General features: G+C 69.4%; 15 protein-coding genes. 6 read left to right on the forward strand and 9 right to left on the reverse strand.

All coding sequences use genetic code 11. The features are described from left to right. Window positions 1–4: 4 nt before the first annotated feature. Both IEZ27_RS07580 and IEZ27_RS07585 read right to left on the reverse strand, forming a co-directional pair. A complete protein-coding gene (locus IEZ27_RS07580) occupies window positions 5–409 on the reverse strand; it encodes a hypothetical protein (protein WP_189646576.1) in 405 nt (134 codons plus the stop codon). A 75-nt stretch (window positions 410–484) separates the two neighbouring features. Beyond that, entirely contained in the window at window positions 485–700 is a 216-nt protein-coding gene (locus IEZ27_RS07585) for a DUF397 domain-containing protein (protein WP_189646577.1), read from the reverse strand. Window positions 701–820: 120 nt separating this feature from the next. Between IEZ27_RS07585 and IEZ27_RS07590 the strand changes: the two genes are divergently transcribed. Continuing rightward, window positions 821–1072, forward strand: a complete 252-nt coding sequence (locus IEZ27_RS07590; protein ID WP_189646578.1) for a GntR family transcriptional regulator — start codon at window positions 821–823, stop codon at window positions 1070–1072. 60 nt (window positions 1073–1132) lie between these two features. Here the strand turns inward: IEZ27_RS07590 and IEZ27_RS07595 are convergent, their stop codons facing one another. The 3 genes from IEZ27_RS07595 to IEZ27_RS07605 form a co-directional block, all read right to left on the reverse strand. After that, entirely contained in the window at window positions 1133–1327 is a 195-nt protein-coding gene (locus IEZ27_RS07595; RefSeq protein ID WP_125648174.1) for a ribbon-helix-helix domain-containing protein, read from the reverse strand. A gap of 144 nt (window positions 1328–1471) precedes the next feature. Further along, complete coding sequence (locus tag IEZ27_RS07600) at window positions 1472–2632, reverse strand: trypsin-like serine peptidase (RefSeq protein ID WP_189646579.1); 1161 nt, start codon at window positions 2630–2632, stop codon at window positions 1472–1474. A 198-nt stretch (window positions 2633–2830) separates the two neighbouring features. Further along, window positions 2831–3928 carry a trypsin-like serine peptidase gene (locus IEZ27_RS07605; RefSeq protein ID WP_189646580.1) on the reverse strand — a complete coding sequence of 366 codons (1098 nt, stop codon included), beginning with the start codon at window positions 3926–3928 and terminating at the stop codon, window positions 2831–2833. 199 nt (window positions 3929–4127) lie between these two features. Between IEZ27_RS07605 and IEZ27_RS07610 the strand changes: the two genes are divergently transcribed. From IEZ27_RS07610 to IEZ27_RS07630, 5 genes are all read left to right on the forward strand, one after another. Next, window positions 4128–4517, forward strand: coding sequence for an SSI family serine proteinase inhibitor (locus tag IEZ27_RS07610; RefSeq protein ID WP_185845277.1), 390 nt, complete (start codon window positions 4128–4130; stop codon window positions 4515–4517). Between the two features lie 319 nt (window positions 4518–4836). Continuing rightward, window positions 4837–6276: an acetyl-CoA synthetase gene (locus tag IEZ27_RS07615; RefSeq protein WP_189646581.1), complete on the forward strand. Its 1440-nt coding sequence runs from the start codon at window positions 4837–4839 to the stop codon at window positions 6274–6276. A gap of 150 nt (window positions 6277–6426) precedes the next feature. Further along, a complete protein-coding gene (locus tag IEZ27_RS07620) occupies window positions 6427–7308 on the forward strand; it encodes a hypothetical protein (RefSeq protein ID WP_189646582.1) in 882 nt (293 codons plus the stop codon). A gap of 51 nt (window positions 7309–7359) precedes the next feature. Beyond that, window positions 7360–8316, forward strand: a complete 957-nt coding sequence (locus IEZ27_RS07625; protein WP_189646583.1) for a zinc-binding dehydrogenase — start codon at window positions 7360–7362, stop codon at window positions 8314–8316. Between the two features lie 75 nt (window positions 8317–8391). Then, window positions 8392–9249 (forward strand): oxygenase MpaB family protein, encoded by an 858-nt coding sequence (locus IEZ27_RS07630; protein ID WP_189646584.1) that lies wholly within the window; start codon window positions 8392–8394, stop codon window positions 9247–9249. 6 nt (window positions 9250–9255) lie between these two features. Here IEZ27_RS07630 and IEZ27_RS07635 read toward each other — a convergent pair whose 3' ends face one another. From IEZ27_RS07635 to IEZ27_RS07650, 4 genes are all read right to left on the reverse strand, one after another. Further along, the gene (locus IEZ27_RS07635; protein WP_189646585.1) at window positions 9256–9984 is read right to left on the reverse strand and encodes a PadR family transcriptional regulator; all 729 of its coding nucleotides are present in this window, start codon (window positions 9982–9984) and stop codon (window positions 9256–9258) included. Continuing rightward, window positions 9981–10784 (reverse strand): DUF4097 family beta strand repeat-containing protein, encoded by an 804-nt coding sequence (locus IEZ27_RS07640; protein WP_189646586.1) that lies wholly within the window; start codon window positions 10782–10784, stop codon window positions 9981–9983. The genes IEZ27_RS07635 and IEZ27_RS07640 overlap by 4 nt, the downstream gene beginning before the upstream one ends. A gap of 99 nt (window positions 10785–10883) precedes the next feature. Continuing rightward, window positions 10884–11063 (reverse strand): DUF6104 family protein, encoded by a 180-nt coding sequence (locus IEZ27_RS07645; RefSeq protein ID WP_189646587.1) that lies wholly within the window; start codon window positions 11061–11063, stop codon window positions 10884–10886. 92 nt (window positions 11064–11155) lie between these two features. Beyond that, window positions 11156–14794 (reverse strand): multifunctional oxoglutarate decarboxylase/oxoglutarate dehydrogenase thiamine pyrophosphate-binding subunit/dihydrolipoyllysine-residue succinyltransferase subunit, encoded by a 3639-nt coding sequence (locus tag IEZ27_RS07650; protein ID WP_189646588.1) that lies wholly within the window; start codon window positions 14792–14794, stop codon window positions 11156–11158. Between the last annotated feature and the right edge of the window lie 36 nt (window positions 14795–14830).

The following is a 14830-nucleotide window of genomic DNA, read 5'->3' on the forward strand; positions in this document are numbered from 1 at the left end:
GTGTTCAGCCGGAGGGGCGGCGGATCGGGCACGGATGGGTGACGTGCCGGTTCGGGCAGCAGATGACGCCGATGGTGAGGAAACGGCCGCTCTGCAGCCATTCGCCCCACTGGACGTCGACGCCCCGGGGAAGCAGGTCGAGGGCGCTGTCCAGGCGGCCTTCAAGGGGGAGCTCCTCGGGCGGGTGGAGCTGGTCGCGGGTCTTCGTGTACTCGGCCGCCATCCACGTTGTCGCCTGGCCGGCTTCCTCGAACGTGGCCGCGACGCGGGCCGCCGGTTTGGCCAGCCAGTCGCCCGTCCGCATGGGCGGCAGCGGCGAGGTGGCGAAATCGGGGGAGTTGGGACGGCGTTCCGCCTCGTTCGCCCGGTCGGTGCCGGCGCCGGTCCACAGGTAGGCGTGCCAGTGCATGGATGCTCCCCTATGGTCGGCGGGGCGGCCCCTGCCCGGTCGGACCCGGCAGGGGCGGGCCGTCTCGGCTCCTGCCTAGATGGTGGCGATTCCGGCGGCGCGAAGCTCGGTACCGGTGAAGCGGAGAGTCCCGGCGTCCGGGTTCTTCGAGTCACGGAGCGCGTAGGCGTCCTCGATGCCGGGAATCCGGGCGATCAGGACATAGCTGTCCGAGTGCTCTTCCGGCCGGTCGCCGCCGCACAACTTCGTGAAGGGCACCTCGTCGAGGTTGCAGCCGTACAGGTCAGTCATGAGCGTTTCCTTCCGTCCGGGCCGGGCAAGGTACAAGTAGTAGACATGATAGGACCTCTCCATACCTATGAAGAGGTAGACGCTCGTCCTCGTAGGTCCTTGTTCCAATACCGTTTACGTATGGCCTTGCAGGACAGGAGTGACCGCATCGATCACGTCGGGCCGGACCTGGTGTGGCGGCAGGTGGCCGAGGACGTCGAGAGTGACATCTCCTCCGGCGCGCTCGCTCCGGGCGCCAAGCTGGCGACCGAGCTGGAGATGGCCGGTCAGTACGGCGTCTCACGGGTGACGGTTCGCCGGGCGGTCAAGGATCTGGCGGAGCGGGGCCTGCTGGTCGTCGTCCATGGGCGTGGGACGTTTGTGACCCGATAGCCCCCGTCGGTGCGGGGACGCGAAGTACGGGCGCCTTCGGCTCTCGTACGCTCGAAGTGGTCACCAGCTGCGGACGCGGGTACGGCGGCGCATCCGTTCCAGCATCGCCTCGTTGAAGGCGGCGGACACCGATTCGAAGTCACCGTCCTCGACCGCTCGATCGACGTACGCCTTGACGTGAGGGTCGAGAGTGATCGTGACCTGTAGGTCCGTCGTGCCGGGAGCGGTCTTGGTCTGGTCGTGATCCTCGGTCATACCGACATCTTGCGCCACAAGGGCTGGCGAATCACGTCCCGAAACGCTCAACTCCACTGATCGGAAAGCGCGAGGGGCCGGAAAACAGGTGAGGGCCCCGGCGGCAAGGAGCAACGCCGGGACCCTCGTTACCCTGGTGAGGGCTTACTTGAACAGCTCGCCGTTAGGGCCCACGATCTTCCCGGACGGGTAGTTCGTGGCCGCCTTGTACACGGCCGCCGTCTCCCCGTCGAAGTAGGGGGACGTGATGTAGTCGATGCGGTCGTTGCCGTCCTGGTCCGCGAACGTGCTGGTCACGCCGTTCACGTAGCCGAGGCGCTTGGCGTTGTTGTAGTTCAGCAGCCACGCGCCGCCGTCGTACCCGGGGGTGACGGCGCACTTCAGGCCGACGTGCTCCTCGATCTTGAGCCAGGACGCGCCCACGGCCTTGGACGTGGTCTTGCCGTAGCAGTTCTTCGGCGTGACGCCGCTGTACGGCTTGCTGCCGTCGGGGTGCGGGGCGGCCGGGTAACCGAAGGTGCGGACGTACTTGCCCGTAGCCTGGTTCCAGGCGAAGCCCTGGCCGCCCACGGCGTCGCCGAGCCGGCCGGCGTCCTTGGACAGCAGGATGTAGTAGTGGCCGCCCCAGGCGCGCTTCGGGCCGCTGAAGCGGTCGAAGTCCTTGCGGTCCACCTGCTTGACGCCGTCGAACTGGATGCCGTTGTAGACGGTGACGAACGCGTAGTCGCGGTCGTAGTCCTCGTAGGTGTCGAAGTCGTAGTGGGTGAAGGCCTGCTTGCCCACGTAGATGCCCCACGGGGCCTTGCCCTGGTAGTAGCCGGGGACGAAGACCCACTTGGACAGCGTGTCGCTGTTGCTGTCCGTGTCGTACACGCAGTGGCCGGCGGTGGCGACCAGGTTGCGGTTGCCCGACTGGATGGAGGTGGCCGAGCACCAGCGGAACTTGCCGGAGCCGTCGACGAAGAAGACCTTGCCGATGCTCTTGGGCAGGTTCACGTTCTGGGAGGCGCCGGCCTTCTGCTCGCCGGTGGGCGCGGTCATGCCGGGACGGCCGTCGGGGTCGTAGCCGCCCTTGGAGACGACCTTCCGCACTTCCTTGGAGTCCCAGGTGTACTGCGTGGCCTGGCGGAGCGCGGCGCCGTTGGAGGCGATCCAGAAGGACGCGATCGAGGCCGCATCGGAGTTGCTGCGGGCCAACGGGTCGTTGGAGATGTCGCCGTCGGCCTGGGCGGTGGCGGACAGCCCGGCGGCCAGGAGGCCGGTGGCCAGGACGGCACCGCCGACGGGGAGAAGGATTCGCTTCAAGGTAACTCCAGGTTGCGCTGACAGGAGGCGCCTCGTGCACCCCAAAACTCAGCAAACGGACGACCCGGAACCTATACCGCTGACTGGGCTAATGGAAATTTTCGGTAGATCGTGTCAGCGCTCCCACGCCTCGCCGTTACCGTACCGAGATCAATGGATCGGCTGATCACGTGCAGTGATCATGTAGTTGCATGTGACTTACGTCACATTTCCCGGTGTGGTGAGGGCTGCGGCGCGCCGGTAGACCTCGCCGGCGGTGATGTCGAAGTACGGTGAGGACACCGCATCGTAGGCGCCCTTGGCGTCCCTGTTCCAGGTCAGGCTGTTGACGCCGTTGAGGTCGCCGAGCCTGCGGGTCGCGTCGTAGTCCACCAGCCAGGGGCCGCCGCTGGCGCCGGGGCTGAAGTCGCACGGCTGGAGCCGTACGCCCTTCTGCAGGTCGAGCGCGGGGGCCGCGGTCCAGTACGTGACGCCGCCCTGGCACGTACGCAACGTCTTGCCGTCGAACGGCCGGGTGCCGTCGGGTTGCGCGCCGGCCGGGAAGCCGAACGCGGCCACGACGTACGCGGCCGGCTTCCTGTTGACCTCCAGGCCCTGGCCGCCCACGTTGTCCTGGAGCCTGCCGACGTCCTTCATCGAGTACGTGCCGTCCTTCGCCTGCTCCCAGACGAACCCGCGGTGCACGGTCACGAAGGCGTAGTCGAAGTCGTAGTCGCCCTTGCCGGCCCAGTCCTCGTGCATGGTGATCGCCGCGCCCACGTAGATGCCGTCGGGCGTCTCGCCGTTGGGGCCGGGGTTGGGGACGAAGATCCAGTATTCGGCGGGCTTGGCCTGCCGCGAGTCGTACGCGCAGTGTCCGGCCGTGGCCACCACGCTGCGGTTCCTGGAGGCGACCGCGCTGGCCGAGCACCAGTACTCCTTGGCGCCGAACCTGAAGAAGACCTTGCCCATGGTCTTGGCCGCGCCGCCCTGCTTGGGCGCGACGGGCGTCACGTCCTGCCCCGCGGACGTCCGCTGCGCCGTCGTGGCGGGCGCGTTCGGCCCGGAGACGGCGCCCGCCGAGGAGGTCGGGGCGGCCTGCGCGCCCGGCGTGGCGGGGCTGTAGTTGTCGGCCTGCTTGAGCCGGTCGGGCCGCCAGTAGTCGGCGACCTTCTTCATGTCGGTGGCCGTCCTGGCCAGGGTGACGCTGTAGACCTTGCTGGCCGGTGCGGCGTTCGCGATCCCCGTGAAGGCAGGCAGCAACAGCAGCGCGCCGCCTAGGGCGGCCGCCGCCAGTTGCCTGGCCCGGGAGATCATGAAATGCCTTTCTTAGGGTCGTAAGGGTGGATTTTTCCAGATCAACTGCCTGTATTGCAGCCCGGATAGAGATTCGTTACCTGATCAAGAGTGGACCGTGTGCGATAAGGACACCATCAGCCGATCCCTCCCGATACGTCTAAATGATCACGCGTGTCGGTCGTTGCCGCAGGTCAGAGGCATGATGGAGGCTGCCCGTATGCACCGAATTCTCGCCATGGCCGCGCTTTCCTGCGCGGCATTCGCCGCCGCTCCAGTGGCGAACGCCACGACCGGCCCACCCGATGTCGAGGCGTCGTTCAAGAGCCAAAGGCATTTCCGGATCAGCGTGGGAGATCGGCAAGGAGTGCTGGAGTGCACGCCCGGCCGGGTCGTTCCCGGGCAGGTCGACGCCTGCCTCGCGCTCGAACACGTGGGCGGGAACCCGGCCCGGTTGAGCCGGCGCGGGGACGTTTCCTGCACCGCCGACTATCAGCCCGTGGACGTACAGGCGTGGGGTGTCTGGGACGGCGCCCGGTACCGGTACTCGCACAGGTTCCCCAACGCCTGCGAGCTCGCCGTCTCGACCGGGCCCGTCTTCCGCGTCTGACGAGAGGGCCGCCCGGGGAAGGCCCCGGATCCCGCCGGGGGCGACCCGGGGCCTCGTGCGCGGGCAGTACCGCCAGTTCCTCGGGTTGCGCGGGTCGGTCCCCGGTGGTTCAGGAAAACGATGGGCGCGCCAATGAATGGCGCAACCGCCGATCAGTAGCCGACGTGAAGAGGGTCCGTTCCGTTATGGAAATAGGTATTCCTGAAAGGCATCTGTGCAGGTCAGAGTCGTGATGAATGGCCTTCGGCAACAGTCGTAGCGCTGATTATCGGATGCCATTTACTTATCAACCGAATGTTGTTCTGGTTAGATGGTTCGCATGGATCCACGCACCCCCTGTCTCATCGGCGTCGCGCAGCGGACCGTTCGCGAACAACCCGGCCCGGAGCCGCTCGACCTGTGGGAGTCGGTCGCCCGCGAGGCGGCCGACGACGCCCGCCTTCCCGTCGGGCGGCTCGACTCGATCCAGATCGTCCACACCGACTCCTGGCAGTACGACTCGCCGACCGGGCGGCTGGCCGAGCGCCTCGGGGCCACGCCGCGCCACCACGCCTACTCCAAGGTCAGCGGTACGGCCCCGCAACTGCTCATCGGCGCGGCGGCGGCCGGGATCGCGGCGGGCGAGCTGGACTGCGCGCTGGTCACAGGGGCCGAGGCGCTGGCGACGCGGCGGGCCTACCGGCGGGCGGGCGAGCACGTGCCGTGGAGCCACGCCGCCGATCCCAAGCCGCCCTACGCCTGGGAACGCCCGCCGCACCCCGCCGAGCTGGCGCACGAGCTGTTCCTGCCGGTGCACACGTACGCGATCATGGAGACCGCGCGGCGGGCGGCGGCCGGGATGACGGTCGAGGAGGAGATGCTCGACCGGGGACGGATGATGGCGCCGATGACCGAGGTGGCCGCGGCCAACCCGTACGCGTGGCGGCGGGTCGTGCGCACGCCCGAGGAGCTGGTGAAGGGCAACCGGTTCGTCGGCTGGCCGTACACCAGGAACACCGTGGCCGTCATGGAGGTCGACCAGGCGGCGGCCGTCGTCCTGGCGAGCGCGTCCCTGGCCGACCGGCTGGGGGTGCCGGAGGAGCGGCGGGTGTACCTGCGCGGCTGGGCGTACGCGGAGGACACCTGGGAGGTGGCGGCGCGGCCCGCGCTCGGCTCCTCGCAGGCGATCGGGGCCGCCGCGCGGGCCGCCTTCCGGCGCGCCGGGCTCGGGCTCGCCGACATGGACGCGCTCGACCTGTACAGCTGCTTCGCCGTCGCGCTGCGGCAGGCGTGCGACGCGACGGGGCTCGACCCGTACGACCGGCGCGGCCTGACGGTGACCGGTGGGCTCCCGTACGCCGGCGGCCCGGCCAGCGACTACGTGCTGCACTCGACGGCCACGATGGCCGGCCTGCTGCGGGCGCAGTCGGGGCACGGGCTGGTGACCGGCGTGGGGATGCACCTGACGAAGCACACGTACGCGGTGTGGTCCGGCGAGCCGGGAGGACACCTGGGGGACGCGACACCGGTGTTCACGGCCTCCGGGGTGCCTCTGGCGGACTCCTACGCGGGGCCCGCCACCGTGGCCGGGTACACGGTCGCCCACGGCCGGGACGGCGCGGCCGAGAAGGGCGTCCTCGTCGTGGACCTGCCCGGCGGCGCGCGGGCGCACGCGCACGTGCTGGAGGCGGAGCTGCTGGCCGACGCCATGTCGAGGGAGCTGGTGGGGCAGCGGGTCGACCTGGTCACCGACGGACGGCTCAACCGGGCGACCTGGTGACCTGGTGATCTGGCGACGCTCATCGGTCGAGGTTGTGAAGTTGTGACCTCGGACCGCGATTTCGCCAGGTTCCAGGGCTTGCGCGGGCGGATGTAACTCCACTGAACTTAAGTAAAGGGCGCAACCCGCACTAACCCGGCGAGGCACGTCGTGTCCGACCAGTTCGACGTCATCGAGGCAGGTGGGCGCGGCCGCCGCCGGTGGATCGGGCTCGCGGTGGTGCTGACTCTCCTGGTGATCCCGGCCGTCAGCCTGCTGCTCAGCCGGGACCCGGGTTCGGGGCTGCCTACGCCGTCCTCCACCGCGCCCATCCGGTCGCTGACCAGGATCGACAACGGCCCCCATGCCCTGCGGGTCCCGGCCAGGACCAAGGGCCACGACGAGATCATCGACGTCGTCTTCCCCGACGGACGCAGGGCCGAGGTACGCTACCCGGCCGATCTCGACCTCAACGAGCTGGGGGTGCGGCCGTTCCAGGGGGCCTGGATCGACGGGCAGTTCCGGCGGTTGGGCGTCCCGTACAACGGGGTGGCCGAGGTGACCGGCGGCGGCCGGCCGATCAGGAGCTACGGGCCCGACGTCACCCTGTGGCCGCGCCAGCCGGGCAGCGGGGGCGAGGGGCAGACGCTGCTGTTCGTGTTCGGGCAGTGGCGGGTGGTGATGCAGGACCCGGGCCAGGGGCTGACCTTCGACCAGCGCATGGCGCTGGCGCGGGAGCTGCGCGGCAGGACGACCAAGGACGGCTTCCTGGTGTTGTCGGGCAAGGGATCGGTACGGCTCGCCGGGCACGGGGCCACGGCGCAGGGTGATCCGGTCGGCCCGCAACTGTGGTTCGGCGGGGGAGTACGGGAGGTGGTCGCGCTCGTGCCCATGCCCGACTGTGCCAGGAAGGCCCGGCTGCCGTCGGTGATCGCCGGACGCGGGTATCCGGGCGAGTGGACCTGCCAGGGGGACGTGGAGATCGCCGTCGCCGGGTCGGCGGACTTCAGGAAGCGCGCGCTCGCCGGGATCCGGGTGACGCTCGGGCGGTGAGAGGCGGGGCGGCGCCGTGGTCGCCGAGGGGTCCGTTAGTAGGGTTCGGCCATGTTCGCCGTAACCGCCACACAGACCGATCCCGACAATCCGCTCGCCGGGCTGACGCTCGGGGAGCACCCCGAGCCTGAGGCGCCCGACGGCTGGACGACCGTCTCCGTACGGGCCGCCGCGCTCAACCACCACGACCTGTGGACGCTCAAGGGCGTGGGCATCCGCCAGGACCGCCTGCCGATCGTGCTCGGCTGCGACGCCTCCGGCGTGGACGAGGACGGCAACGAGGTCATCGTGCACGCCGTGATCGGCACCGGCGCGGACGAGACCCTCGACCCCAAGCGCTCGCTGCTGTCGGAGGTGCACGACGGGACGTTCGCCGAGCGGGTGGCCGTGCCGCGGCGCAACCTCGTGCCCAAGCCGGCCGCGCTCAGCTTCGAGGAGGCCGCCTGCCTGCCGACGGCCTGGCTGACCGCCTACCGCATGTTGTTCGACAAGGCCGGGCTCGAACCGGGCTCGACCGTGCTGGTGCAGGGCGCGGGCGGCGGTGTCGCCACGGCGCTGATCGCGCTCGGCCGGGCGGGCGGGTTCCGCGTCTGGGCGACCAGCCGCTCGGAGGAGAAGCGCGAGCGGGCCCGAGCCCTCGGCGCCGACCAGGTCTTCGAGCCGGGCGCGCGGCTGCCCGAACGGGTGGACGCCGTCATGGAGACCGTCGGCCAGGCCACCTGGGACCATTCGCTCAAGTCGCTCAGGCCGGGCGGGCGCGTGGTGGTCTCCGGGGCCACGAGCGGCGCCGTACCGTCCGCCGACCTCAACCGCGTCTTCTTCCTGCAGCTCTCCGTGGTCGGCACCACCATGGGCACCCGCGACCAGCTCCGCAGGCTGGCGGTGTTCCTGGAGCAGACGGGCGCGCGGCCGGTGATCGACCGGACGCTGCCGCTGGCCGAGGCGCGCGACGGGTTCGCGGCCATGGCCGAAGGGGAGATCTTCGGAAAAATCGTCTTTACGAGCTGAATAAGTGAAGGGTTACTTCTGCGTCTCCTGGGTGATACAGAGAGGATGAGGTGGCATCACCCGGGAGGCGGCACGATGGACGTTCAGCCCTTCGGTCCAGGTTCGATGCACTGGGACACCGCGGGCGAATACCGCAACCTGCTCGTGGCCGGCAGCGCTCTGGTCCTCCAGACCATGCATCCGGCGGTCGGCGCGGCCGTGGCGCAACACTCGACGTACAAGGACGACCCGTGGGGGCGGCTCAACCGCACGCTCGCCTCGGTGCAGAAATGGGTCTACGGCGGCACCGGCGGCCTGGCCGAGGGCAGGCGGCTGCGCGAGCTGCACAAGTCCATCAGCGGTGTGGACGAGTACGGCCGCGCCTACCACGCGCTGAACGGCGAGGCATGGGCCTGGGTGCACCTGTCGCTGTTCGAGCGTTTCGTCACGCTCAACCGCTACTTCGGCACCCCGTACACCGTGGAGCAGCAGCGCCGCATGTACGCCGAGTCGCGGCAGCTCGGCGCGATCCTGCGGGTTCCCGAGCGGGAGATGCCGGAGGACCTGGAGGCGTTCTGGCGCTACTTCGACACGATGATCGCCGAACGGCTGGAAGCGCACCCGACCGCGCTGGAGGTGCTGGCCGTCCTGCGCGGCACGCCGGCGCCGCCCGGCCTGCCGAGGCCGCTGCGCCGGTTGTGGACGCCGGTGGGGGTGGGCTCGGGGGAGTTCAACCACTTCGTGACGGTCGGCACGCTGCCGCCGGCCGCGCGCAGGAAACTCGGCCTGCGCTGGACGGCCCGGGACGAACGGCGGTTGCGGCACATCGGGCACGCGGTGGCGATGCTGACGCCGCGCCTGCCCGAACGGCTGCGCTACATGCCCGTCGCCTACCACGCGCGCCGGGCGGCCCGGAGCGTCAGGCACGTGGAACGGTCGCTGCGCTCCGCCTAGGACGGCTCAGCGTTCGAGGATGTCGTGGACGCGGGCGGACGCCTCGTCGAGCACCGTCCGCAGCTCGGCCAGCTTCTGCGTGGTCAGCGCGGCGTCGGTGGCCTCCTGGCGGGCCTGCGCCACGAAGTCGGCCAGCAGCTCGCCCAGCTCGTTGTCGAGCTCGGTCCGCCGTACGGTGTCGCCGCCGAGCGTGCTCCAGATGTCCGACCAGATCCGCCGCCACTCGCCGGCCAGCCGGTCGCCCTCGACCTGCCACTGGTTGGCGTGCGCCATCCACTGCCGCTTCTGCTGCTCCTTGAGCCGTTTGATGTCTTCGGCCCGGGTCTGGGCGCTGTCACGGGTGCCGGTGCGGACGTCCTTGGCCATCCGGGTCAGCTCGTCGCGCAGCGACTTCACCGTGTCGCGGACGTCCTCCTTGACCTCGCGGGCGATGTCGCGCACCGAGGCGGAGATCTCCTGCTCCAGGTCGTCGAGCTCGTCGAGCCGGGCGTTGAGCTCCTCGCGGCCCTTGTCGGTGATGGAGAACACCTTCTTGCCCTCGACCACCTCGTGGGTGACCAGGCCCTCCTCCTCCAGGCGGGCCAGGCGCGGGTAGATCGTGCCGGGCGAGGGCGAGTAGACGCCGAGGAAGCGGTCCTGGAGCAGCCGGATGACCTCGTAGCCGTGCCGCGGGCTCTCCTCCAGCAGCTTGAGCAGGTACAGCCGGAGCCGGCCGTGACCGAAGACAGGGCTCATTCCTTCTCTCCCTTGAGCAGGGCGACCTCACCCGAGACCGTGACCGCCGACAGCGAGGCCATGCCGCCGCCGAGGCGCCCCGACAACGTCTTGGAGCCGGGACTGTTGTTCGCGGACAGGCCGTCGAACGTCGAGCTCAGCCTGCCGGACGTGGACCTCATGCTGACGTCGGACTCGACGTTCTCCGGCACCCGCACCAGGACGGCACCCGAGACGCTGTTGAACGTCACATGACTCGTCGGGCGCAGCCGCAGGTCGGCGGTGATGCGGCCGGAGACCGTGCTGGCCTTGAGCCGCCTCGGGGTGCCGTCCGCCAGCGTCAGCTCGCCGGAGACGGTCTTCAGCGCCAGGTCGCCGTCCATGGCCCGGCTCTCGATCGAGCCGGAGACCGTCGTGGCGCTCACCTCGCCGCTCACGCCGTCGAGGACGACCTCGGAGGACACGCTCTTGACCCGGGTGGACCGCTCGAACCCGGCCAGCACCGTGGACGCCGAGACCACCTCCGTGCTGACCCGGCAGCCCTTGGGCACGGTGATCGTGAGGTTGGTCCTGCGCCGGTCGCGCTTCAGCCAGCCGAGCAGGCCGTCCCACGTCAGGCCCTCGTAGGCGACGATCAGTTCCTTGGTCAGCTCGTCGTAGCTGACCAGCAGCGGCGCGGCCGACTCGATCTCGGTCAGCTCCATCGTGGGCGGGCCCTCGCTGGCCAGGACGGCCAGCCGCCCGGCGACGATCCGCACGACAAGTGACTCGACCGGCCCGAACGTGAGCTGCTCCGGAGCCTCCAGCGTCCACTTCTCCATGAACGTATGCCTCCTCGACGAGTACGTCTCCTACGAGACACGATATGTCGCGTCTCGCGAAAACTCAAGATGTATCGCGTCCCGGGAGGCCGGGTCGCGTCAGTCGTCGTCCTCGTCGTCGAGCCGGGCCAGCCAGGTGGCCAGCCGCTCGACCGGGGTCTCGAACTCGGGGTTGAGATCGACGAACTCACGCAGCCGCTCGCCGAGCCAGAGCAGGCTGACCTCTTCCTCGCCCCGCCGAGCGACCAGTTCCTCGATCCCTCGATCGGTGAAGTACATGGGTGTCTCTCCTTCGTGCGGGCAGGGACCTCACCCTGCCGGTCAACACAGAAGCCCCCGGCCGGACGGCCGGGGGCTCACTGGCGGCCTGCTCAGCCGAAGAGCTGGTGGAGGATCTCCTCCAGCTCCGTGTCGTGCGAGTTGTGCGAACCCGTCGCGGGCGAGCTGTTCGGGGTACGCGAGACGCGGCGCAGCGACCGGCCGCCGAGCGTCTGCGGGTCCTCGGCCAGCTTCAGCGTCAGGTAGGGCCACGGGCCCATGTTGACCGGCTCGTCCTGCGCCCACACCAGCTCGGCCTGCTGCCCGTAGCGGGCCAGCTCGGCGGTGAGCTCCTCGGTCGGGAACGGGTAGAGCCGCTCAAGCCGGACGATCGCGACGTCGTCGCGGCCCGACTTCTCACGATGGGCGGCCAGGTCGTAGTAGAGCTTGCCCGAGACCAGGACCACCCGGGTGACCTTGGCCGGATCGACCGTGGTGTCGCCCAGGACCGGCTGGAAGGTGCCCGTCGTGAAGTCGGACGCCTTCGAGGTGGCCGCCTTGTGCCGCAGCAGCGACTTGGGCGTGAAGACCACCATCGGCTTGTGCCGGTTGGACTCCACCTGCCAGCGCAGCAGGTGGAAGTAGTTGGCCGGCGTGGACGGCTGCGCGACCGTCATGTTGTCGAGCGCGCAGACCTGAAGGAACCGTTCGATCCTGGCCGAGGAGTGGTCGGGACCCTGGCCCTCGAAGCCGTGCGGCAGCAGCAGCACGACCGAGGAGCGCTGGCCCCACTTCTGCTCACCGGACGAGATGAACTCGTCGATGATCGTCTGGGCGCCGTTGACGAAGTCGCCGAACTGCGCCTCCCAGGCGACCAGGGCGTCGGGGCGTACGACGCTGTAGCCGTACTCGAAGCCGAGCGCCGCGAACTCGCTGAGCAGCGAGTCGTAGACGTAGAACTTCGTGGTGCCCTCGTTGAACGTCTTCAGCGGCGTGTGATCGGCGCCGGTCATCCGGTCGACCAGCACCGCGTGCCGCTGGGTGAACGTGCCGCGCCGGGAGTCCTGGCCGACCAGGCGGACCGGGTGGCCGTCGATCAGCAGCGAGCCGAACGCCAGCGTCTCGCCCATCGCCCAGTCGATCGAGTCGGTCTCGACCATCTGGCCGCGGCGCTGCAGCACCGGCGCCAGGCGCGGGTGCGGCGTGAAGCCGTCGGGCAGGTTGAGCTGGGTGTCGACGATGCGCTTGAGCGTCTCGTCGCTGATCGCCGTCGCCGTGTCGGCGTGGGACCACTTGACGACCTCGGCCGGCGGCACCCGCATGGCGGCCGCCTCCTTGGGCTTCTTGGCCGCCTCGCGCGTCTCGGTGAAGGCCTGCTCCAGCTTGGCCTGGTAGTCGCGCAGCGCCGACTCGGCCTCCTCGACCGTGATGTCGCCCCGGCCGATCAGCGCCTCGGTGTAGAGCTTGCGGGTCGAGCGCTTGGCGTCGATCAGGTCGTACATCAGCGGCTGGGTGAAGGCGGGGTTGTCGCCCTCGTTGTGGCCGCGGCGGCGGTAGCAGATGAGGTCGATGACGACGTCCTTGCGGAACGCCTGGCGGTACTCGTAGGCCAGCTGGCCCACGCGCACCACGGCCTCGGGGTCGTCGCCGTTGACGTGGAAGATCGGCGCCTGGATCATCCGCGCGACGTCGGTCGCGTAGACCGACGAGCGGGAGGAGGCGGGCGAGGTGGTGAAGCCCACCTGGTTGTTGACCACCACGTGCACGGTGCCGCCGGTGCGGTAGCCGCGCAGCTGCGACAGGTTGAGCGTCTCGGCCACCACGCCCTGGCCGGCGAAGGCCGCGTCGCCGTGGACGAGGACGGGAAGGACGGTGAAGCCCTCCTCGCCGCGCTCCAGGAGGTCCTGCTTGGCGCGGACGACACCCTCCAGCACCGGGTCGACCGCCTCCAGGTGGGAGGGGTTGGCCACCACGGAAGCGGTGATCATCTTGCCGCTGGGCGCGGTGAACTCGCCGCTCGCGCCCAGGTGGTACTTGACGTCGCCGGAGCCGTGGGCGGTACGCGGGTCGATGTTGCCCTCGAACTCGCCGAAGATCTGGGCGTAGGACTTGCCCACGATGTTGGCCAGCACGTTGAGGCGGCCGCGGTGGGCCATGCCGATGACGACCTCGTCGAGGCCCTCGTCGGCGGCGTCGCTGATCACCGAGTCGAGCAGCGGGATCAGGGACTCGCCGCCCTCCAGCGAGAACCGCTTCTGGCCGACGAACTTCGTCTGCAGGAACGTCTCGAACGCCTCGGCGGTGTTGAGCCGCGACAGGATGTTGAGCTGCTCGTCGCGCTCGGGCGAGGCGTGCGGCTTCTCCACCCGCGCCTGGATCCAGGCCCGCTCCTCGGGGTTCTGGATGTGCATGTACTCGATGCCGACCGTGCGGCAGTAGGAGTCGCGCAGCACACCCAGGATCTCGCGCAGCTTCATCAGCGCACGGCCCCCGAAACCGCCGGTGGCGAACTCGCGCTCAAGGTCCCAGAGGGTCAGCCCGTGGGACTGGATGTCCAGGTCTGGGTGCTTGCGCTGCTTGTACTCCAGCGGGTCGGTCTCGGCCATCAGGTGGCCGCGCACGCGGTAGGCGTGGATCAGCTCTATGACACGGGCCGACTTGGCCACGTCGTCGTCGTGGGAGGCTGAGATGTCCTGGACCCAGCGCACCGGCTCGTACGGGATGCGCAGGGCCTCGAAGATCTCGTCGTAGAAGCCGTTCTCGCCGAGCAGCAACCGGTGGATCTGGCGCAGGAAGTCGCCCGACTGGGCGCCCTGGATGATCCGGTGGTCGTAGGTGCTGGTCAGCGTCATGACCTTGGAGACGGCCAGACGTGACAGCGTGTCGGGCGAGGCGCCCTGGTACTCGGCCGGGTATTCCATCGCGCCGACGCCGATGATCGTGCCCTGGCCGGGCATCAGGCGCGGGACCGAGTGGACGGTGCCGATCGTGCCGGGGTTGGTCAGCGAGATCGTGGTGCCGGAGAAGTCGTCGACGCCCAGCTTGCCCGCGCGGGCCTTGCGGACGACCTCCTCGTAGGCCACCCAGAACTGGCGGAAGTCCATCTCCTCCGCGCCCTTGATCGAGGGCACGAGGAGCTGGCGCTCGCCGTTGCTCTTCTGCACGTCGATCGCCAGGCCGAACCCGATGTGCTCGGGCTTGACCAGCGTCGGCTTGCCGTCGATCTCCGTGTAGGAGTGGTTCATCTCCGGCATCGCCTTCAGCGCCTTGACGATCGCGAAGCCGATGAGATGAGTGAAGGAGATCTTGCCGCCACGCCCCCGCTTGAGGTGATTGTTGATCACGATGCGGTTGTCGATGAGCAGCTTGGCCGGGATGGCACGGACGCTGGTCGCCGTCGGGACCGACAGTGACAGGTCCATGTTGGCGGCCGTGCGCGCCGCGGCGCCGCGCAGTTTCACCTCCTCGGCGCCCTTGGGCACCGGGGTGGCCGGCTGCTTCGGCTTCTCGGCTGCCGGAGGCGCCTTCGGGGGCGCCTTGGGAGGAGCGGGCGCGGTCGCAGTGCCGTTCGCCGCCTCCCTGACCGGGGTCCGGCCCGCTCCGCTATCAGGGTTGTAGTCAGCGAAGAAGTTCCACCAGGCCTTGTCGACAGACTCTGGATCTTGAAGATACTTCTGGTACAGCTCGTCGACAAGCCACTCGTTCTGACCAAAGCTTGCCAGCGGGTTTGTCCGCGACGACTCAGACGACACGGCGGAAATCGCCCTCTTCCGCAGATCGGCGTTGAT

Origin of the sequence: Nonomuraea spiralis (assembly GCF_014648435.1) — a bacterium.
Classification (GTDB): Bacteria; Actinomycetota; Actinomycetes; order Streptosporangiales; family Streptosporangiaceae; genus Nonomuraea; species Nonomuraea spiralis.